We start from the raw sequence: 18,864 nt of genomic DNA, 5'->3' as shown, positions 1-18,864 counted from the left end.
GGGAGGGGCGGCGCGGTGATCAGCCCTTGAGGCCGCCGGCGGTGAGGCCGCCCATGATGTTCCGCTGGAAGATCAGGAACACGATGAGGGTGGGCAGCGAGGCGATGGTGAGGGCGGCGATGAGGACGTTGACCGGGACGCCGTTGGAGAGCGAGTAGATGCCCACGTTGAGGGTCTGCTTGGCGGGGTCGGGGAGGGTGAGGAGCGGCCAGAGGAAGTCCTTCCAGACGCCGACGACCGCGAAGATCGAGACGACGCCGAGGATCGGCCGGGAGATGGGCAGGACGATCGACCAGAGGATCCGCAGGGGGCCCGCGCCGTCGATGGCGGCGGCGTGCAGGAGCTCGCTGGGGATGGAGTCGAAGAACCGCTTCAGCAGGAAGATGTTGAAGGCGTTGGCGACGGAGGGCAGCCAGATCGCCCAGGGGCTGTTGAGCAGGTTGCGCTGGACGAGCGGCACGTCGAGCACGGTGAGGTACTGGGGCACGATGAGGACGGTCGCCGGGATCATCAGGGTGGCGAGCATCATGCCGAGGACGGCCTTGCCGAGCACGGGGCGGAGCTTGGAGAGGGAGTAGGCGGCGGCGACGTCCAGGACGAGCTGGAAGGCGAGGGCGCCGAAGGCGTAGAAGAGGGTGTTGAGCAGGAGGGTGGCGAGGTCCATGACCTCCCAGGCCCGGGTGTAGTTGCCGGGGGTGAAGCTGCCGGGGATCAGGGTGGGCGGGGTGGCGACGACCTCCTGGGCGTCCTTGAGCCCGCTGGAGGCCAGCCAGTAGAGGGGGCCGAGGAAGGCGAGGGTGAAGAGGACGAGGACGAGGCCGAGGACGATCCGGTAGACGGCCTTGCCGCGGGGCCGGGCGAGCCGGGCCGGTGCGATGAGCGTGCGTGTGGACATGTGCGTCTCCCCCGGGTGCTACGCGTCCTCGGCGCGGCTGAGCCGGGCGTACGCCGCCGAGAATCCGGCGAGGAGTACGAGCAGCATGAGGCCGAGCGCGGCGGCGGCGCCGTAGTCGTTGAAGCTGAAGGCGTACTGGTAGATGAGGTACACGACGGTGGTGGTGGAGCCCTGGGGTCCGGCGCCGCCGGTGAGCAGGAACGGCTCGACGAAGACCTGCATGGTGGCGATGACCTGCATGAGGAGCATCAGCGAGAGCACGAGGCGGGTCTGCGGGATGGTGACGTGCCAGATCTTGCGGAACAGTCCCGCGCCGTCGAGTTCGGCGGCCTCGTAGAGCTCGCCGGGGATGGACTGGAGGGCGGCGAGGTAGATCAGGGTGGCGCCGCCCATGTTCATCCAGGTGGCGGCGAGGACGACGGAGAGCATGGAGAGGTCGGGGTCCTGGAGCCACTGCTGGGCGGGGAGTCCGAGGAGGCCGAGGAGTTCGTTGAGGAGTCCGTAGCCGGGGTCGTAGAGGTACTTGAAGAGGAGGACCGCGGCGACCGGGGGGAGCATGACCGGCAGGTAGACGAGGAGCCGGAGGTAGCCCTGGGCGTGCCGGAACTCGTTGATGACGAGGGCGGCGACGAACGGGACGGCGAAGCCGAGGACGAGGGCGAGGGCGGTGAAGAGGAGGGTGTTGCCCCACGCCTGCCAGAAGGCGGGGTCGTCGGCGACGGTGCGGAAGTTGTCGAGGCCGGTCCAGGTGGTCCGGCCGTTCTCGGTGCGCTGGAAGGCGAGGAGGACCTCGCGGACCATGGGGTACCAGGAGAACAGGGCGAAGCAGAGGACGGCGCCGATGAGGAAGCCGTGGGCGGTCAGGTTGCGCCGCAGGGTGGTACGGAGGGCCGGCATCGTCGCTCCTTGACGCTGGTGCCGCTGTCGAGGGTGTGACGGGCGGGGCGGACCGGGTGGGGTCCGCCGCCGCCCGGTCGGCTCACTGGTGGGACAGGACCTGGTTGACCTGGGCCTCGGCGGTGGCGAGGAGCTTGTCGACGTCGGCGTTCTTGTCGGTGAGGAGCCCGGACATCACGTTGTCGAGGACCTTGTAGACCTCCTGGGCCTTCGGCGGCTCGGCCTTGCCGGCGACCGGGTTGTCCATGAACGCCTTGAAGTTGGCGACGGGCATGGTGGCGTTCTGGACGCGGCTCGCGTCGTCCTTGGCCTTGGAGTCGTTCAGCCAGAAGTTGGGCTGCGGGACGCCGACCGGGAGGCCGTCGGCCTTGGAGCGGGCCCAGTCGAACTGGCCCTTGCCGACGGTGAGGTTCTTGAAGTTGAGCCAGGCGACGGCGGCCTTGATCTTGTCGCCGGAGATGCCCTTCTTGACCATGTAGTTGTTGCCGCCGGCGAGCGTGTTCTTGCCGCCGGGTATCGGGCCCATGCCGAAGTTCTCGTACTTGGCGCCGAGCTGCTGGACCATGTACGCGATGTCGTCGGGGGCGGCGAGGAACATGCCGAGCTTGTCGGTGGCGATCTGCTTCTGGAGGTCGCCCCACTTGAGCAGCTGGGTCTTGCCCATGCTGTCGTCCTGCCAGCGCATGGCGTGGAGGTTCTTCGCGACCTGCTTGCCGAGGTCGTTGTTGAAGGCGGCCTTCTTGCCGCTCGCGTCGACGACGTCGCCGCCGAGGCTGTACATCTGGGCGGTGAAGTGCCAGCCGCCGGTGTTGCCGGCGCTGTACTCGCCGAAGCCCGCCACGCCGCCGCCGAGTCCGGCGATCTTCTTGGCCGCGGCGCGGACCTCCTCCCAGGTGCGCGGCGGGCTGTCGGGGTCGAGGCCGGCGTCCTTGAAGAGCTTGCGGTTGATCAGCAGGCCCATTGTGTAGTTGCTGGTGGGCAGGCCGTAGAGCTTGCCGTCCTGCTTGAGGGAGCCGAGGACGTTGGGGTCGATGTCCGCCAGCGCCGGGACGGTCTTGTCGTTGACGTAGGCGCTGATGTCGGCGGCGCCGTCCTCGGAGAGGACCTGGGGCAGGTCGGTGAAGTAGGTGTAGAAGACGTCGGGCTGCGACTTGGCCTTGAGCATCGCGGTGAAGCGCGGGGGTTCGAGGCACTGGCCGGCGGTGGAGCGGCCCTCGACGGTGACGTTCGGGTAGGTCTTGTTGAAGGCGGCGACGTCCTCCTTCCACTCCTTGAGCTCGGCGGCCTTGGCGGCGGGCGGCATGCAGTCGATGGTCAGGGTGACCTTGGTCTTGGGGTCGAGCGGCGCGGAGGGGTCGGAGGACCCCGCGCCGGCTCCGCCGTTGTCGTCGCCGCCCGCGCTGCTGCTCGTGCCGCAGGCGGCGAGGGCGGTCAGCGCGAGCGCGGAGACGAGGGCGACGGCGGCGGGTCTGCGGGTACGGCGGAGCCTGGCACTTCTCATGGGTGGGTCCCCTTCGGGCGATGCGCGGGTGGGTGAGCGGGGTGCGCCACACTCAACCACCCGCGACAGATGAACGCAAGATATCGCGCTGATTTCGCAAATCTACGACAGCGCTAGGGAATTACGGGTTGACGTTGATCCTGAACGTGCTGGTGGTGTTGCGGACGTCGACGGCGTTGCCGCTCATCCGCAGCCCGTTGAAGGTCACCTCGCCCACCGCCGGGCCCTGGCCCGCCTCCGGCAGCTCGTTGGCCCACAGGCCGAAGCCTGACTTGGCCTCGAAGGCGTCACCGCTCTTGCGCGCCCCCGTGATGGAGATGTCGCTGAAGACGGTGTCCTTGATGGGGAACTGCGGCTGGCCGCCCACGTAGTTCGTCTGGAACATCACCCCGCTGTAGGTGGGGTCGACGATGTCGACGTGGTTGACCCGGATGCCCTGGAAGACCTTCGAGGCGGAGAAGACCCAGATGCCGGGGAAGGTCTGCGCGCCCCAGAAGTGCCCGCCGGCGCGGACGATGGAGATGTTCTCGAAGGTCGTCGGACCGGTTCCGAATCCGTTCATCGGATAGCCGAAGTCCAGCGAGGAGATGGTGATGCCGGAGTAGACCAGGGTGTCGGCGATGTGGATGTTGCGGAAGGTGTTGTCGTAGCCGCCGTAGACGGCCACACCCGCCGCCCGCCAGGTGAGGGTGCTGGTCAGGTTCTCGTAGACGTTGTTCTTCATGTCCGCGCCGCCCGCGTCGATCGCGGAGAAGAGCGCGAAGCTGTCGTCGCCGGTGGCCCGGGCGTCGTTGTTGGTCACCAGGTTGTCCGTCGAGCCGTTGGTCATGTTGACCCCGTCGGCGAACAGGTTCCGGATCCGCGAGTTCTTGATCGTGATCCGGTCGGTGTTGGCGCCCCAGTAGAGGCAGACGAAGTGCTCGTTCCAGATGTCGTCGATGACGATGTCCGTCACGTTGGCGAAGTCGAAGACCTTGCCGGGGCCGTCGATCCGCGAGGTGTAGTTGCCGAAGTAGGCGAAGCCCTTGAAGAGCGAGCCCTTCGCGGCCGCCTCCGCGCGGAAGCCGACGTCCGTGTTGTCCTGCGTCGAGGGGGCGTGGAAGCGGGTGAACCAGGGCCCGGCCCCGACCACCTTGACCGCCTTGCCGTACACCTGGAACTTGCTGGACGTCTGGTAGTCGCCGGCCGGCAGGTAGACGCCCACCAGGGTGCCCGTGGAGTCCATCCGGACCCGGTCCAGCGCGTTCTGCACGTCCTGCTGGCCGAAGCCCGCCGGGACCGCGTACGCGGCCGGGTCGGGGTTCGCGACCGGCGCGACCTGCTCCAGGTTGACGAAGTCGATCGCGTACGAGGTGGTGTTCGCCGCGTCCTTCTGGAGCCGGATCCGGCTGCCGGCCGGGATGGTCTCCCCGAACATCAGCTGGGCCTCGTCGTAGATGTGCCGCGGACCGCCCGCCCCCGGGGAGTTGCCGGGCGCGGTCTCGGAGCCGTACAGCCAGGCGTACTTCGAGGTCAGCGGCATGGCCTTCTTGAGGACCCCGTCGACGTAGACGTCGAGCGTCACGTCGATGCCGCCGCCGCCCGGGGCGTCCGGGATGGAGAAGCGGGTGACCAGGGTGTTGGTGGCGGCCCGGGTGGTGAACTCGACGTACTCGCCGGTCGCGTCCAGGTTGACGGCCTTGCGGCCGGACGCCTCGCCCGCGATGTCGCCGACCGTGCGGTTGGGCCCGACGACGGTCGCGCCGCCGCCCGCGACGCCGTCCTCCGCCTCGTACATCGCGTACGGCATGTTGGCGCCGCGCCCGACGAAGAGCGGCTGGCTCGCGGTGTTGTTCTGCCGCTTCACCGGGAGCTCGTTCGCGTCGTCGGCGAGGACCGTGCGGACGGTGTACGAGCCGTCGGCGGCGGTCCAGGGCCCGAGGGCCACCTCGGTCTGCGCCCCCGCCGCCAGCGCGCCGGAGTAGGAGCCGGTGAGGGTCTTCACCGTGCCGCCCTGGGCGTTCAGCAGCGTCAGCGTCACCGGGTGGGAGCCGGTGGCGGTGGCGACCGTGCCCTGGTTGCGGACCACGGCCTTGAAGGTGACCGCGTCGCCCGCCGAGGGGCTGGACGGCGTGGTGGCCACCGAGGCGACGACCGGGTCCGAGCTGTCCACCGGCCGCACCACGAGCGCGGTCGGGCTGGTGTAGGTGTTGTTGGTCTCGTTCTGCTCGATGACCGCGTCGGTCTCGTCGGCGACGGCGCTCAGCTCGTACGAACCGGCGTCGCGCGCCCCGATCGAGGCGGTCACCGTGGTCTGCGCCCCCGCGGCGAGCGCGCCGACGGCGGCCGAGGCGACCTTGCTGCCGCCGAGCCGCACGGCCACGCTGCTGGCCCCGGCGGCGGCGGTGCCGTCGTTGCGGACCGTCGCGCTGACCGTGACCTGGTCCGACTCGACGGGCGCGGCGGGCGAGACGGTGAGCCCGGTGACCCGCAGGTCCGGGTTGGGCGCCGGGACGCCGATCGCCTGGAGCTCGGCGAGCTGTCCGGCCGGGGCGCCGGTGTTGGCGGTGAAGCGGAGCTGCACGTCGGCGACGCGGGCGGTGAGCGGGATCGTCACCTGGTTGCCGCTGCCGGGGTCGAAGGCGTAGCTCTTGGCGGCGACGAGCCCGGTGAAGCCGGTGGCGTTCTGGCCTCGGCCGAGGACCTCGACGGTCTGGGAGCGGGCGCCCCAGGCGGTGTCGGGGTTGAGCCGCAGCACGAGCCGGTCGAGGTCGGCGTCGGCGCCGAGCTTGACGGTGAGGGTGTTCGGGTAGCTGCCGCCCGCGCCCTCCCAGTAGGTGGCCGGGTCGTTGTCGTTGGCGTTGGCGGCGACGAAGGTGAAGACGCTGGAGGAGGCGCTGATCGCCTTGCCCACGGCCAGGTTGGAGCCGCTGCCGCCGGTGCCGTTGCGGGTCACGCCGTTGCTGGCGCCGGACTGGTTCCCGGCGGCGTCCTTGGCACGGACCGTGTAGGTGACGGTGGCGGAGGCGGGCTGGGTGTCGGTGTAGGTGGTGACGTTCCCGGCGACGGAGGCACGCAGGACGTTGTTGGCGTAGACGTCGTAGCCGGTGACGCCGGTGTTGTCGGTGGAGGCGGTCCAGGTCAGCCGGATCTGGCCGGAGCCGGGCTCGGTGTAGGCGAGGCTCGCCGGGGCGGTCGGCGCCTGGGTGTCTCCGGCGTCGCCGATCCGGGTGACGGTGTTGGAGTCGCCGGACTGGTTCCCGGCGGCGTCCTTGGCGCGGACCGTGTAGGACACCGTCTGGTTGGCCGGGCGGGTGTCGGTGAAGGTGGTGACGTTCCCGGCGACGCCGGTCAGCAGGGTGCCGTTGGCGTAGATGTCGTAGCCGGTGACGCCGGTGTTGTCGGTGGAGGCGGTCCAGGTGAGGCGGATCTGGCCGGAGCCGGGCTCGGTGTAGGCGAGGTTGGCGGGCGCGCTGGGCGCCTGGGTGTCGCCGCTCGTCGGCCCGTAGATCTCGAACTCGGAGAACTGGGCGGCGTTCTGCACGGTGTTGGCGGTGACGACGACCCGCACGTAGCGGGTGGTGGTGGCGCCGAAGGTGATCGTCGCGCTGCGCCCGCTCGCCGCGTCGAAGGCGTACGACTGGGCGGCGGTCAGGTCGGTGAAGGAGCTGCCGTCGGTGCTGCCCTGGATCTTCAGGGTCTGGCTGCGCGCCTCCCAGGTGGCGGGCAGCCGCAGCGCGACCCGGTCGACGCGGAGGGCGGCGCCGAGGTCGGCCTGGAGCCACTGCGGGAAGGCGCCGCCGGTGCTCTCCCAGTAGCTGGCGCGGTTGCCGTCGTTGGCGTTGGCGGGGGCGTAGGTCTGGGTGCTGCTGCTGGCGGTGAGGGTCTTCCCGGCGGCCAGGTTCGGGGAGGCGGTGTCGGCGCCGTGCACCTCCAGTTCGGAGAGCTGGGCGGCGCTCCAGCCGGTGTTGGCGGTGATGTCCACCCGGACGAAGCGGGTCTGGGCGGCCGGGAAGGCGATGGTGACGGTGTTCCCGGCGCCGGGGGTGAAGGCGTAGCTCGCGGAGGACTTCAGGGTGGTGAAGGAGGTGCCGTCGGCGCTGCCCTGGACGGAGAGCGTCTGGTTGCGGCTCTCCCAGCCCGCGGGCAGCTTGAGCACGACCTCGTCGACGCGGGTGGCGGTGCCGAGGTCGGCCTGCACCCACTGCGGCAGGGCGGAGCCGGAGCTCTGCCAGTAGGTGCCCTGGTCGCCGTCGGTGATGTTGGCGGTGCCGTAGCCGGCGAGCGCGCTGCTCGCCGCGGTGGGGTCGCCCAGGGCGAGGTTGGGGCCGCCGGCGGCGTGGGCGGTCAGCGCGGGACCGCCGAGTGCCAGCAGGCTCGTGACGATCGCGGCGCTGAGGCCCCGTGATCTCCAGTTGCGGATGCTCATCGCTCCTCTGTTCTCACTCGTGTGGGGGGGCGTCCAGAAATCGCGCTTGAATGTCGGTTCTTTGCGCGGGACGCTCAGAGAGTTGCAGAGGATCGAGGCACCGTCTACCGCTTGGGCACGGCGAGTTGAGACGTGTTTTCCCTGGTCAGGGGCGTGCCGGAACGGCGGACCGCCGAGGGCGGGCCGCCGTCCGGAGGGGCCTGGTCAGCCCCGGTTCACGACGAACTGCGAGCCGGGTTCGACGAGTACGTCGCCCTCGGCCGTGCGCGCGAAGGTCACCCCGGTGAGGGTGGCGCTGCCCCTGGCCCCGCTCATGGCGAGCAGCCCGGAGCCGTTGACGGTGCCGTCGACGCGGACGTTGCTGATCCGCACGTCGGGCATGACCCCGCCGCCGGTCTTGAACTGGATGCCGTCGTAGGTGGAGTCGAGGATGTCGGTGTCCCGGATGGTGACGCCGGGGATGTTCTGGCCCTGCGCGAAGAGGGTGATGGCGCCGAACTCCTGGTCCTCGTTCCAGAAGGCGCCGCCGGTGCGATGGAGGGCGTTGTCGGCGATCAGGGTCTGCCCGGTGAAGGGCAGCGGGTCGTGGTCGGTTGCCAGCATGATCCCCGGGTAGTTCATGGTGTCGGAGATGACGTTGCTCTCGATGGTGTTGCCGTAGCCGCCGTAGACCGCGATGCCGTTGGCCCGCCAGGGCAGCTGGATCGTGTTGTTGCGGAAGTGGTTGTCGTGGCCGATGTCCACCGAGGTGTCCTTGACGTACTTGCTGGACCAGACGGCCAGGGCGTCGTCGCCGGTGTTGCGGAAGGAGGAGTCGGAGACGGTCGAGTTGCGGGTGCCGTTGGCGAAGTTGATGCCGTCGGCGTACGTGTTGCGGATCCGCATCCCGGTGAACTCCAGGCCGTCGCCCGGACCCCACAGCTCGGGGATGTTGGAGTAGTCGCGGCCGACCCAGACGCCGACGTTGGCGTGCTCGATCCAGACGTTGCTGATCTTCGTGCCCTTGCCGAAGCGCCCGTTGAGCCCGACCCCGCCCTCGGCGTTGCCGTCGCCGCCCCGGATGGTGCCCGAGCCGAAGATGGCGATGTCGGAGATCCGGGTGTTGGTGTCGATGTCGAAGCCGAAGTTGCCCTCGTGCGGGTGGTTGATGCCGCCCGCGTTCTGCGGCGGGGTCAGCGTGTAGAGCTGGGAGTGCCACATGCCGGCGCCGCGGATGGTGACGTCCCGGATGCCGACCTGGTTGTACTGCCCCCGGTTCAGCGGGTCGTCGGTCAGGATCTTCTGCTCCTGGCGCCACTGTCCGGCCGGGATCCAGACGCAGCCGATCTCGCCCTTCTGGTCGGCGGTCACGGCCCGCTGGAGGGCGTCGGTGTCGTCGATGCCGTCGTTGGGCACCGCCCCGTACTCGGTGATGGAGACGCAGCCGGCCGGCTGGGGCGTCGGCGGGGCCACCTGCTCCAGGTCGACGAGGTCGAGGACGTAGTACGCGGCCCGGTCGTCGCTGTCGCGCTGGAGCCGGAAGCGGGTGCCCGGCGGGTAGGACTGGGCGAGCAGCGTGTGCGACTCGTCGAAGAGCCGGCGGGCGTCGCCGCCGGGGCGGTTGGTCAGGCCCTCGGGGTCGTCGGTGGTGCCGTAGAGCCAGCTGTGCTTGGAGGAGAGCGTCAGCTTCCGGAGGAAGACGTCGTTCACGTAGAGGCTGAGGGTGGCCTCCTGGCCGCCTCCGGCGGCGGCGTCGGGGATGGAGTTGCGGACGGTGAGGGCGTTGGCCTGGTTGACCGAGGTGAACTCGACGTACTGCCCGCCGGTGTCGAGCCGGACGGAGCTGCGGCCCGAGGACTCGGTGGCGAAGTTGGTGTGCCCGAAGGTGCGCAGCCGGTCGGCGGTGAGCAGGGTGCCCTGGTAGCGGGCGTTCTCCGCCTCGTACTCGGTGTACGGGACGGCGGCGCCCCGGCCGACCACCAGGGAGCGGCTGAAGACGTTGTTGGTCTCGTCGGTCTCGGCGAGGGTGCCGGTCGCGTCGGCGGTCGCGGTCAGGGTGACGGCGCCCGCGGCGGCGGTCCAGGTGCCGGGGACGGCGACGGTGACGGTCTGGCCGGCGCCGACGGCGCCGGTCGTGCCGTTGAGGGTGGTGGTCCCGGCGGTGAGCCGGGTGACCGTGCCCGCCGGGACGGCGGTGGTGCCCCGGTTGAGCACGGCGACGGTGAAGGAGACGGGGGCGCCGACCGCGGGGGCCGAGGGGTTGGCGGTGATCCCGGTGATCATCAGGTCCGGGCCGGGGCTCTGGCCGACGGTCAGCTTGGCGGCGGCGGTGCGGCTGTTGTTGGAGTCGTCGAGCTCCGGGACCGCGTTCGCCGGGTCGGCGGCGGCCGAGACGGTGTACGCGCCGACCGGGCGGCGCCCGACGGGGACGTCGACCGTGGCGGAGGACCCGGCCGGGAGGGCGGCGACCTGGCCGGTGCCCGCGACGGCGCCCTCGACGCTGACGGCGACGGCGGACGCGGCGGCCGTCGCGGTGCCCGCGTTGCGGACGGTGGCCCGCACGGTGACCGGGTCGGTCTCGGTGGGGGCGGCCGGGGTCCAGGTGAGGTCGGTGACGACGAGGTCGGGGGCGGGGGCGGCGGTGCCGAGGACCTGGAGTTCGGCGACCTGGGCGCCGGGGGCTCCGGTGTTGGCGTGGAAGGTGAGCCGGACGTCGGCGAAGCGGCCGGTGACGGGGACGGTCACGGTGTTCTGCCCGGAGGAGGGGCTGAAGGCGTAGTCGGCGCGGGCCTTGAGGGTGGTGAAGGCGGTGGCTCCGGCGGGCCGGGCCTGGATCTCGAAGGACTGGGTGCGCGGGCCCCAGGCCGGGTCGGGGTTGAGCTTGACGGCGACACCGGCGAGGTCGGCGTCCGCGCCCAGCTTCACGGTGAGGCTCGCGGGCAGGCCGGCGGACTCCCAGTAGCTGGCGGTGGAGTCGTCGACGGCGTTGGCGGCCTGGTAGTTCTGGGTGACCGAGGTCGCCTCGACCGGCTTGCCCCGGGCCAGGTTGGTGCCGCCGACGGGCGGTTCGCCCGGGCCGGCCTCGCCGTAGACCTCCAGGGCGGAGAGCTGGGCGGCGTTCCAGCCGGAGTTGGATCCGATCTGGACGCGCAGGTGGCGGACCTGGGGGCCGCTCAGGGTGACGGTGACGGCGTTGGCGGCGGCCGGGTCGAAGCGGCGGGCCTGGGCCGGGGCGAGGGTGGTGAAGGCGCTGCCGTCGGTGGAGCCGAGGACGGCGAGGTTCTGGTCGCGGGCCTCCCAGCCGGTGGGCAGCTTGAGGACGACGCGGTCGACGCGGACGGCGGCGCCGAGGTCGACCTGGGCCCACTGCGGGAAGGCTCCGGCCGGGCCCTCCCAGTAGCTGGCCTGGCTGCCGTCGGTGAGGTTGGCCGCCGGATAGCCGCCGAGGGCTCCGGAGGCGGTGACCGGTCTGCCGCGCGCGAGGTCGGTGTCGGCGGCCGTGGCGGCCGAGGCGGGCGGGGGCAGCAGGCCGAGGGCGACGAGGGCCACGATCAGCAGCCCTCTGAGCGGTCCGAGCAGACGTCCGTACACAGTGACTCGCAATCTTTTGAGTAATACAGTCAATGTTTTGCGGATTCTGGGGGCACAGATTTCTACCGGATGACGACCGTGTCAACGGAACTGACAGGGAAATGACAAAGGCACCGCTTCCGGAGCCGTCCGAGGACGGTAGGAAACGGTGCCTATGCGGAGGAAGCGGTTCGGGCGCTCCCGGGCCCGGAGTGGGCCCGGGAGCGCCCGGAACGGCCCGGGGTGCCCGCTAGCGGGCGGGCGGCGGGGCGGTGGAGCCGCGCACCACGAGCTCGGGCTCGAAGAGGAGCTCGCCCGGGTGCGAGTGGAGGCCCTGGATCTGGGAGCAGAGCAGGTCGACGGCGGCCCGGCCCATCGCCTCGATCGGCTGGCGGACCGTGGAGAGCGGCGGCTCGGTGCAGTTCATGAAGGCGGAGTCGTCGAAGCCGAGGACGGAGACGTCGCCGGGGACGCTCAGCCCGCGCCGCCGGGCGGCCCGGATCGCGCCGAGGGCGAGCGGGTCGCTGGCGCAGACGATGCCGGTGACCCCCTGTTCGAGCAGGGTGTTGGCGGCGGCTTGGCCGCCTTCGAGGGAGAAGATCGAGCGGACGATCCGCTCCTCGGGCAGCGGGGTGCCGGCCGCCTCGGCCGCGGCGCGGGCGGCCCGGAGCTTGCGCCGGGAGGGCACGTGGTCGGCGGGGCCGAGGAGCAGCCCGATCCGCTCGTGGCCGAGCGAGGACAGATGGCGCCACGCCTGCTCGACGGCGACGGCGTCGTCGCAGGCGACGCAGGGGAAGTCGAGGCCCTCGATGGAGGCGTTGACCAGGACCACCGGGATGTTCCGCTCGGCGAGCTGGTGGTAGTGCTCGTGCGGGGCGTCGGCCTGCGCGAAGAGCCCGCCCGCGAAGACCACGCCGGAGACGTGCTGCTGGAGCAGCAGCTCGACGTAGTCGGCCTCGGAGACGCCGCCCTTGGTCTGGGTGCACAGCACGGGGGTGAGCCCCTGCTGGGCGAGGGCGCCGCCGATGACCTCGGCGAAGGCGGGGAAGATGGGGTTCTGCAGCTCGGGCAGGACCAGGCCGACGAGCCGGGCGCGCTCGCCGCGCAGCTGGGTGGGCCGCTCGTAGCCGAGCACGTCCAGGGCGGTGAGCACGGACTGCCGGGTGGCCTCGGAGACTCCCGGCTTGCCGTTGAGGACCCGGCTGACCGTCGCCTCGCTGACCCCCACCTTCTTCGCCACCTGAGCAAGTCGTCGCGTCATACACGCAAGACTAGCGCAAGGACCGCAAGACTTTGACAGTCGATTGCGGTCCCAGCGCAAACGGTGCCGGGCCCGGGGCCCGGCACCGGTGTCAGCGGACGACGTCGAAGACCTGCTTCTGCAGCCCGTTCGGGTAAGCCTCGCTCTCGACCAGCCGCAGCTTCTGGACGTCCTTGTCCGTGGCGCTGAACAGCCGCTTGCCCGCGCCGAGCAGCAGCGGGAAGACGAGCAGGTGGTAACGGTCGATCAGGCCCGCGTCGGACAGCGCCTGGTTCAGCGTCGCGCTGCCGTGCACGATGATCGGTCCGCCCTCGGTCTCCTTGAGCGCGGCGACCTCGTCGAGCGAGCGCAGGATCGTCGTCTCGCCCCAGTCGGCGACCAGGTCGTCCTCGGTGAGCGTGGTGGAGACGACGTACTTCGGCATCTCCTTGTAGTCGGCGAACTCCGCCATGCCCGGCCACACCGGGCTGAACGCCTGGTAGCTGACCCGGCCCAGCAGCACGGCGGCGGCCTCCCGCTGCTCCCGGCCCTTGATCTCGAAGGACTCGGGAAGGAACTCGGTGTGCTTGAAGGTCCACCCCGAGTTCCGGTAGCCGGGCTCGCCGCCCGGGCCCTCCACGACCCCGTCGAGCGAGACGAAGGCGGTGCTGATCAGGGTGCGCATGTACTCGATTCCTCCGGTTCACAGTGGTGCTCGGTCGTACGGGACATCCGTACCACGCCGGTCCCCTCAGAGGATCGGCGGGCGCCCCAGGCGGGTCATCCGCCAGACCGTGCGCCAGCGCATCGGGCGCCGCTCGCCGCAGGAGGTGCGCAGGCCCGCGAAGAACCCGCCCCACCAGGCCCGCAGGCCCGCCGCGTCGCGGGTGCGCAGCAGGGTGATGAGGATCCACACCCCCAGGTAGACCGGGATCAGCGGGAGCGGGAGGCGGCGGCGGGCCAGCCAGACCCGGTTGCGGGCGGTGTTGCGGAAGTAGACGGCGTGCCGGGCCGGGGAGGTCCTCGGGTGCTGGAGGACCAGCTCCGGCTCGTAGACGATCCGCCAGCCGGCGTCCAGGGCCCGCCAGGCCAGGTCGGACTCCTCGTGCGTGAAAAAGAACTCCCCGGGCCACAGCCCCGTCTGACGGAGCATCGGCATGGAGAAGGCGTGGCCGCCGCCGAGGAAGGCGGTCACCTCGCCGCCGCGCATCGGGTCGTCCGCGCGCAGCCGGGGGATCCACCGCCGCTCGGTGTGGCCGTGCTCGTCGGCGACCCGGAAGCCGACGATGCCCAGCCCCGGGTCCGCCGCGAACAGGTCCCGCACCCGCCGGAACACGTCGTCGGCGATGAGCAGCCCGTCGTCGTCCAGTTCGACGACGACGTCGACCTCGCCCGAGTCGCGCAGCAGCTCCAGGCCGACGTTGCGGCCCCCGGGGCAGCCCAGGTTCTCCGTCAGCGGGATCTTCGTGGCGTCCGTGGCGACGTCGGTCAGCGGGGTCGCGTTGCCCACCAGGACCACCCGCTCCGCGGGCACGTCCTGCTTCTCCACCGAAGCGAGCAGCGCCTCCAGCTCCCGCGGGCGGTTGCCCATGGTGACGATGACGACTCCGATGCGCGGCAAGGACATGGCGGTGAACTCCAGTTGTCGGCGGAGTGCCGATGCTAGCGCCGCGCGGAGCCGTCCCCTCACTCGGCCGTCAGCAGCACCCCCTCGTAGGCCAGCCACTGCGCGAAGGCGTGCAGCCCCTTGCGCTCGTCGGTCGCCGGGGCCCAGCCCGGCGGCCGGGGACCGTCCGCGAACCCGGGCCCCGGGCAGGGCCCCCCGGCGGACTTGCCGGTGGCCGCCGCCGGGTCCTCGCGCACCGGCACGGGGCGGACGGCGGAGCACACGGCCCGCGCCAGCGCGCCCAGGGTGGTCGGCTTCTCCCCCGCCACGGTCAGCACGTGTGCGGCGGGCCGCTCCCGGAGCACCGCCAGCACGGCGTCGGCCAGGTCGTCGACGTAGACGGGGTAGACGGGGTTCACGCGATTCACGGGGTTCACAGGGTTCACGGGGAACTCCTCGCGCTCCGGGTCGCCCGGCACCGTCACGGGCCGGCTGCGCAGGGCGTCCCACACCATCCGGCCGATCGGTGTGTGGCGCGAACACCCCGGCCCGTACACCTCCCCCACCCGCAGGGTGTACGGGCGCCCCACCCCGCCCGGGGTGACGGTGAGCGCCCGCTCCGGGGCCCCCTCGCGCAGGCCCCGCAGGTCCACCACGGCGTCCGGGGCCGCGTCCCCGGCCGTCAGGTCGGCGAGCCGGCGCGCCAGGTGCTCGCCGAGCGGGGAGGCGCCGCCGCGCACGACGAGCCCCGGGCCCGGCGCGGGCGCCGCGGCGCGCCGCCGGACCGGGGCGGCGGCGGCCTCGCGTCCCGCGTCGAACGCCCGGCGGGCCACCGCCGCGAGAGCGTCGCGGCGGGCGGCGATCCGCTCCTCGGTGCTGGAGTCGCTGATGCCGCCGGGCCCGATCGTGGCCAGCGCCTCGGCCGCCGCCTCGGGGCGGAGCGCGGTCCCAGGGGCGAGCCGGGCGGCCTCGTGGCCCATGGCCAGGGCGGTCAGCCAGGTGCCCCGGACGTCGGGGGCGGCGCCGCCCGGCCTGGGGGGCGCCAGCAGCGCCTCGGGCAGGCCCAGGCCGCGCAGGTGCTGCTCGGCGTCCAGGTGCAGCCAGCGCTCGGGGCCGGGGCCCGGGACCCGTACCGCGCAGCGGGCCACGCCGTGCTTGAAGAAGGGCAGCACCCGCAGGCCGGTCAGCCGCCGCTCCTCGTCGCCGGGCCGGTCGCCGGGCAGGAAGCAGACCGAACGGCGGGGCCCCCGGAAGGCGTTGCCGGAGATCGAGCCGCGGTCCTCGTGCTCGGCGAGGCTGGGCACGGAGACGTAGCGGGGGACGCCCTCCTCCTTCAGGTAGCGGTGCATGAGGATGTCGTCGGGCCAGCCGCCGAGCCGCGCCCGGCCGTAGCCGACGAAGCCCTCGGCGACGGCCCTCGGCAGGACGATCGCCACGCAGGGGAAGTACTCGTTGACCGCGCCCACCCAGCGGGCTCCCGTCAGCGCGCCGAAGCGGACGGCGGCCCCGTTGCGGGAGTCCCAGAGGGCGAAGAGGGCGAGGGCGGCGTCCGGCATCGCGTCCACCGCGAGCCGCACCCGCGCGAAGAACGTTTCGGACAACACCATGTCGTCCTGGACCACCAGTTGATGTGTGGCGCCTTCCTCGATCGACTCCCACGCGGCGAGCGCGGTACGCAGCACCGAGGGGGTGCCCGTCGGGTCGGGGTCCATCACCACGCGCAGGGCGCCCGGCGGGGCGGCCTCGGCCGTCCTCTCTGCGGCTCGACGACGCTTGGGGTGGGTCATGACGACCCCGCTGAGCCGATGACGGGTCACGCGGTCTCTCCTCTTCCGCAGACGGATCCGGTGGTTCCGGGGCTTCCCAGGGGGAGTTCGGCGGCGTGACCGGGGCTCCGGGACCGCCGGATCCGGACAGTACGGAGGGCCCGAAGGCCCCGCAAGAGTGCCGAATCCGCCCTCTGGCGGAGTGCCGGGAGGGCCACGGATGCTGACCAGACGCGCCTGGGGCCGATCTCCGTTCGGGGACCCCCCGGGCGCGTCCGCTCGCCCCACGAGTTCGTCGTCGACCCCGGAAGGGACGTTCATGTCCGCTGGATCGCACGCGTTATCGAACGGCACGAACGGCACGCACGGAATGAACGGCACGCCTGGTATGAACGGCACGCACGGAACGGGAGCCGCCCTCGCGGACTCGGTCGAGTCCCGGCTGGAGAAGCTCCGCGACGCCCGGGTCGTCGTGACCGGCGGCGGGGGCCTGGTGGGCAGCCGCCTCGTCGCCCTGCTGTGCCGGGCCGGCGCCGAGGTGGCCGTCCTGGACCGGATGGACGCGTATCCGGAGTCCGCCCACACCACCTTCGGCACGGCCCGCACCGGCGCCCGGCTGGTGGTGGGCGACGTCTGCGACCGGGCGGCGGTCGCCGGGCTGCTCACGGACGCCGACTTCGTGGTGCACGCCGCCGCCTACGCGGACGTGGCGGCCTGCACCCGGCGCCCCGACATCGCCTTCCGGGCCAATGTGGAGGGCACCCAGACCGTCCTGGAGGAGGCGGCGCGGGCGCGGGTGCGGCGGCTGGTGCTGGTGTCCTCGGCGTCGGTGTACGGCGACGGGCCCGCCGACTCCCCCGGCCCGCACGTGTTCCACGAGGACCAGCCGCTGTTCCCGCTGTCGGTGTACGCGAACGGCAAGCTGTGGGCGGAGCACCAGACGCGGCTGATGCTCGGGGCGGACTCGGGCTGCGAGTACGCGATCGTGCGCTACTTCTCGGTGTACGGGGAGCCGCAGATCCCCAAGCCGGGCAGCCACTCGTGGATGGTGCCCTGGCTGTCGCTCCAGGCGCGGCTGGGCCGGCCGATGCGGCTGAACGGGGGCGGGGTCCAGGTCCGCGACCTGGTGCACGTCGAGGACGTGGCCGAGGCGACGGCGCTGGCGCTGGTGGAGGAGGGGATGGCGGAGCGGACCGTGAACGTGGGGACGGGCGTGCCGACCTCGGTCCGGGAGGTCGCGGACCTGGTCCAGCGCCACTTCCCCGGGGCCCGCCGGATCGTCACCCCGCGCCCCGAGGGCGACCCGCTGGGCGGCTACGCCGACACCGCGCGCGCCGAGGAGCTGCTGCGCTGGCGGGCCCGGGTGGACGTGGCGGAGGGCGTGGAGCGGTATGTGCGCTGGCTGCTCGCCACGCCGGAGGCGATGCCGCGCTGGCTGGTGGAGGACCGCGCGTGACACCCTGCGGCTCCTTGGCCGCGCCGGGCGCGGCGGACGGCACGGGAGGCGGTGCGGGCATGGGCTATGTCGGGTCGTACATCTGGGAGCTGCGGCAGCGGGTGGGCCGGCGGAAGCTGCTCGTGCCCGGGGCGCAGGTGCTGCTGCTGGACGCGGCGGGCCGGGGGCTGTTCCAGCAGCGGGCCGACACGGGGGTGTGGGAGCTGCCCGCGGGCGCCTGCGAGGAGGACGGCGACTTCGCGGACGCGGCGGTGCGGGAGGTGGCGGAGGAGACCGGGCTGCGGGTGGACCGCGCGGACCTGGTGGCCTTCGGCTCGCTGTCCGACCCGGCCGTGCACACCCTGACGTACCCGAACGGGGACGTCACGCACTGCTTCGCGCTCTGCTTCGTGGCCCGGCGCTGGTCCGGGGAGCTCGCGCCCGGCGCGGACGAGGTGCGCCGGGCGGAGTTCCGGCCGCTGGACGAGCCGCCGGGCCCGCTGCACCCGCCGACGCGGGTGGTGCTGGCGATGTATCAGGCGTTCCACCGGGACGGGAGGTTCCAGGCGAGATGAGCGGAGAACCGCAGGCGATACGCGCGGTGGTGCCGTGCCGGGCGTGTCTGTCGGGAGAGGATCTGGACTGGCTGGGCGGGGGGCGTTCGGTCAGCCTCGCGCTGGGCCTGCCGACGACGGTGGAGGTGCTGCCGCGGGCGTCCCCGGCGGCCGGTCCCCCGGAGCCGCCGGGCGGCTGGCGGGGCGAGGTGTGGGCGTTCCTGCGCGGCCGGCTGCCGGGGCTCGGGCCGGTGCCGCCGCCGGTCCGGGTGCGCAGCGAGGCGCCCCAGGCGAGCGGGCTCTCCTCGTCGACGGCGCTGATCGTGGCGCTGTTCGGGGCGTTCGCGACGGCGGGCGCGCCGGGCCGCAGGCCGCCCTCGGACCGTACGCTGGCCCGTTGGGCGTACGAGTTCGAGTTCGCCCGGTTCAACGGGGGCGGGATGGACCACCTGGCCGTCGTCGAGGGCGGCGCGCTGCTGCTCGACGGGCGGGAGCGGGGGCTGCCGGTGGTGCGGGAGCGGCTGGAGCTGCCGCCCGAGTGGCGGGTGGTCGTGGTGGACTCGGGCACCCGCAAGGACACCCGGAACCACATCCGGGACGTGCGGGCGCGGCTCGCGGCCGGCGACCGGGCGCTCGCGGCGTACCGGCGGGCGGCCGACGGGGCGTCGGGGCGAGTGTGGGAGGCGCTGCGCGGCCGGGACCTGCCGGGGCTCGGGGCGGCGATGGGCGAGGCGCACGCGGCGATGCGGGACCACCAGGGCATGTCGACACCGCTCCTGGAGGAGCTGCGGCGCGCGGCGGCGCTCTCCGCCGGCCTGCCGCTGAAGCTGAGCGGGGCCGGCGGAGGGGGCGCCCTGGTCGGGGTCTGCCGGGCGGACGCGCTGGCGGAGACGGTGGAGCGGCTGGGCCGGGCGCTCGGCCGGTCCTTCCCGGGCGCCCGGGTGCTGCCGACGACGGCGGCGCCCGGGACCCGGCGGACCGGCGGACCGCTGCCGGTCCCGGGCGGCTAGCGG

Annotated in this window: 12 protein-coding genes; 3 read left to right on the top strand and 9 right to left on the bottom strand. The window is 72.5% G+C overall.

Annotated elements, in window-relative coordinates:
- Window positions 1–19: 19 nt before the first annotated feature.
- From AB0C99_RS24785 to AB0C99_RS24745, 9 genes are all read right to left on the bottom strand, one after another.
- Window positions 20–895: a carbohydrate ABC transporter permease gene (locus tag AB0C99_RS24785; protein WP_362478907.1), complete on the bottom strand. Its 876-nt coding sequence runs from the start codon at window positions 893–895 to the stop codon at window positions 20–22.
- Window positions 896–913: 18 nt separating this feature from the next.
- Entirely contained in the window at window positions 914–1,792 is an 879-nt protein-coding gene (locus tag AB0C99_RS24780; protein WP_362478904.1) for a sugar ABC transporter permease, read from the bottom strand.
- An 82-nt stretch (window positions 1,793–1,874) separates the two neighbouring features.
- Window positions 1,875–3,293 carry an extracellular solute-binding protein gene (locus AB0C99_RS24775; RefSeq protein WP_362478901.1) on the bottom strand — a complete coding sequence of 473 codons (1,419 nt, stop codon included), beginning with the start codon at window positions 3,291–3,293 and terminating at the stop codon, window positions 1,875–1,877.
- A 121-nt stretch (window positions 3,294–3,414) separates the two neighbouring features.
- Entirely contained in the window at window positions 3,415–7,701 is a 4,287-nt protein-coding gene (locus AB0C99_RS24770; RefSeq protein WP_362478898.1) for a discoidin domain-containing protein, read from the bottom strand.
- 204 nt (window positions 7,702–7,905) lie between these two features.
- Window positions 7,906–11,271: a CARDB domain-containing protein gene (locus tag AB0C99_RS24765; RefSeq protein ID WP_362478895.1), complete on the bottom strand. Its 3,366-nt coding sequence runs from the start codon at window positions 11,269–11,271 to the stop codon at window positions 7,906–7,908.
- Between the two features lie 229 nt (window positions 11,272–11,500).
- Window positions 11,501–12,511, bottom strand: a complete 1,011-nt coding sequence (locus tag AB0C99_RS24760; RefSeq protein ID WP_362478892.1) for a LacI family DNA-binding transcriptional regulator — start codon at window positions 12,509–12,511, stop codon at window positions 11,501–11,503.
- Window positions 12,512–12,602: 91 nt separating this feature from the next.
- The gene (locus tag AB0C99_RS24755) at window positions 12,603–13,175 is read right to left on the bottom strand and encodes a dihydrofolate reductase family protein (RefSeq protein WP_362478890.1); all 573 of its coding nucleotides are present in this window, start codon (window positions 13,173–13,175) and stop codon (window positions 12,603–12,605) included.
- 66 nt (window positions 13,176–13,241) lie between these two features.
- Entirely contained in the window at window positions 13,242–14,117 is an 876-nt protein-coding gene (locus tag AB0C99_RS24750) for a glycosyltransferase (RefSeq protein WP_362478887.1), read from the bottom strand.
- A 59-nt stretch (window positions 14,118–14,176) separates the two neighbouring features.
- Window positions 14,177–15,913 carry a hypothetical protein gene (locus AB0C99_RS24745; RefSeq protein WP_362478885.1) on the bottom strand — a complete coding sequence of 579 codons (1,737 nt, stop codon included), beginning with the start codon at window positions 15,911–15,913 and terminating at the stop codon, window positions 14,177–14,179.
- 337 nt (window positions 15,914–16,250) lie between these two features.
- Between AB0C99_RS24745 and AB0C99_RS24740 the strand changes: the two genes are divergently transcribed.
- The 3 genes from AB0C99_RS24740 to AB0C99_RS24730 are packed head-to-tail and all read left to right on the top strand — an operon-like array spanning window position 16,251 to window position 18,861.
- A complete protein-coding gene (locus tag AB0C99_RS24740) occupies window positions 16,251–17,318 on the top strand; it encodes an NAD-dependent epimerase/dehydratase family protein (protein ID WP_362478882.1) in 1,068 nt (355 codons plus the stop codon).
- 59 nt (window positions 17,319–17,377) lie between these two features.
- Entirely contained in the window at window positions 17,378–17,872 is a 495-nt protein-coding gene (locus tag AB0C99_RS24735) for an NUDIX domain-containing protein (protein WP_362478880.1), read from the top strand.
- On the top strand, window positions 17,869–18,861 hold the full coding sequence (locus AB0C99_RS24730) for a galactokinase (protein ID WP_362478878.1): 993 nt from the start codon (window positions 17,869–17,871) through the stop codon (window positions 18,859–18,861). Before AB0C99_RS24735 ends, AB0C99_RS24730 begins: the two co-directional genes overlap by 4 nt.
- The last annotated feature ends 3 nt before the right edge of the window (window positions 18,862–18,864 follow it).

Origin of the sequence: Streptomyces sp. NPDC048659 (assembly GCF_040650575.1) — a bacterium.
Lineage (GTDB): Bacteria > Actinomycetota > Actinomycetes > Streptomycetales > Streptomycetaceae > Streptomyces.
Note: the sequence above shows the minus strand (reverse complement) of the source record. Positions and strands in the feature narration are given on the sequence as shown.

Excerpts from the sequence above, each read along its gene's own strand:
- AB0C99_RS24785 (WP_362478907.1), bottom strand. The coding sequence starts at position 895 with ATGTCCACACGCACGCTCATCGCACCGGCCCGGCTCGCCCGGCCCCGC.
- AB0C99_RS24780 (WP_362478904.1), bottom strand. The coding sequence starts at position 1,792 with ATGCCGGCCCTCCGTACCACCCTGCGGCGCAACCTGACCGCCCACGGC.
- AB0C99_RS24775 (WP_362478901.1), bottom strand. The coding sequence starts at position 3,293 with ATGAGAAGTGCCAGGCTCCGCCGTACCCGCAGACCCGCCGCCGTCGCC.
- AB0C99_RS24770 (WP_362478898.1), bottom strand. The coding sequence starts at position 7,701 with ATGAGCATCCGCAACTGGAGATCACGGGGCCTCAGCGCCGCGATCGTC.
- AB0C99_RS24760 (WP_362478892.1), bottom strand. The coding sequence starts at position 12,511 with ATGACGCGACGACTTGCTCAGGTGGCGAAGAAGGTGGGGGTCAGCGAG.
- AB0C99_RS24755 (WP_362478890.1), bottom strand. The coding sequence starts at position 13,175 with ATGCGCACCCTGATCAGCACCGCCTTCGTCTCGCTCGACGGGGTCGTG.
- AB0C99_RS24750 (WP_362478887.1), bottom strand. The coding sequence starts at position 14,117 with ATGTCCTTGCCGCGCATCGGAGTCGTCATCGTCACCATGGGCAACCGC.
- AB0C99_RS24740 (WP_362478882.1), top strand. The coding sequence starts at position 16,251 with ATGAACGGCACGCACGGAACGGGAGCCGCCCTCGCGGACTCGGTCGAG.
- AB0C99_RS24735 (WP_362478880.1), top strand. The coding sequence starts at position 17,378 with ATGGGCTATGTCGGGTCGTACATCTGGGAGCTGCGGCAGCGGGTGGGC.
- AB0C99_RS24730 (WP_362478878.1), top strand. The coding sequence starts at position 17,869 with ATGAGCGGAGAACCGCAGGCGATACGCGCGGTGGTGCCGTGCCGGGCG.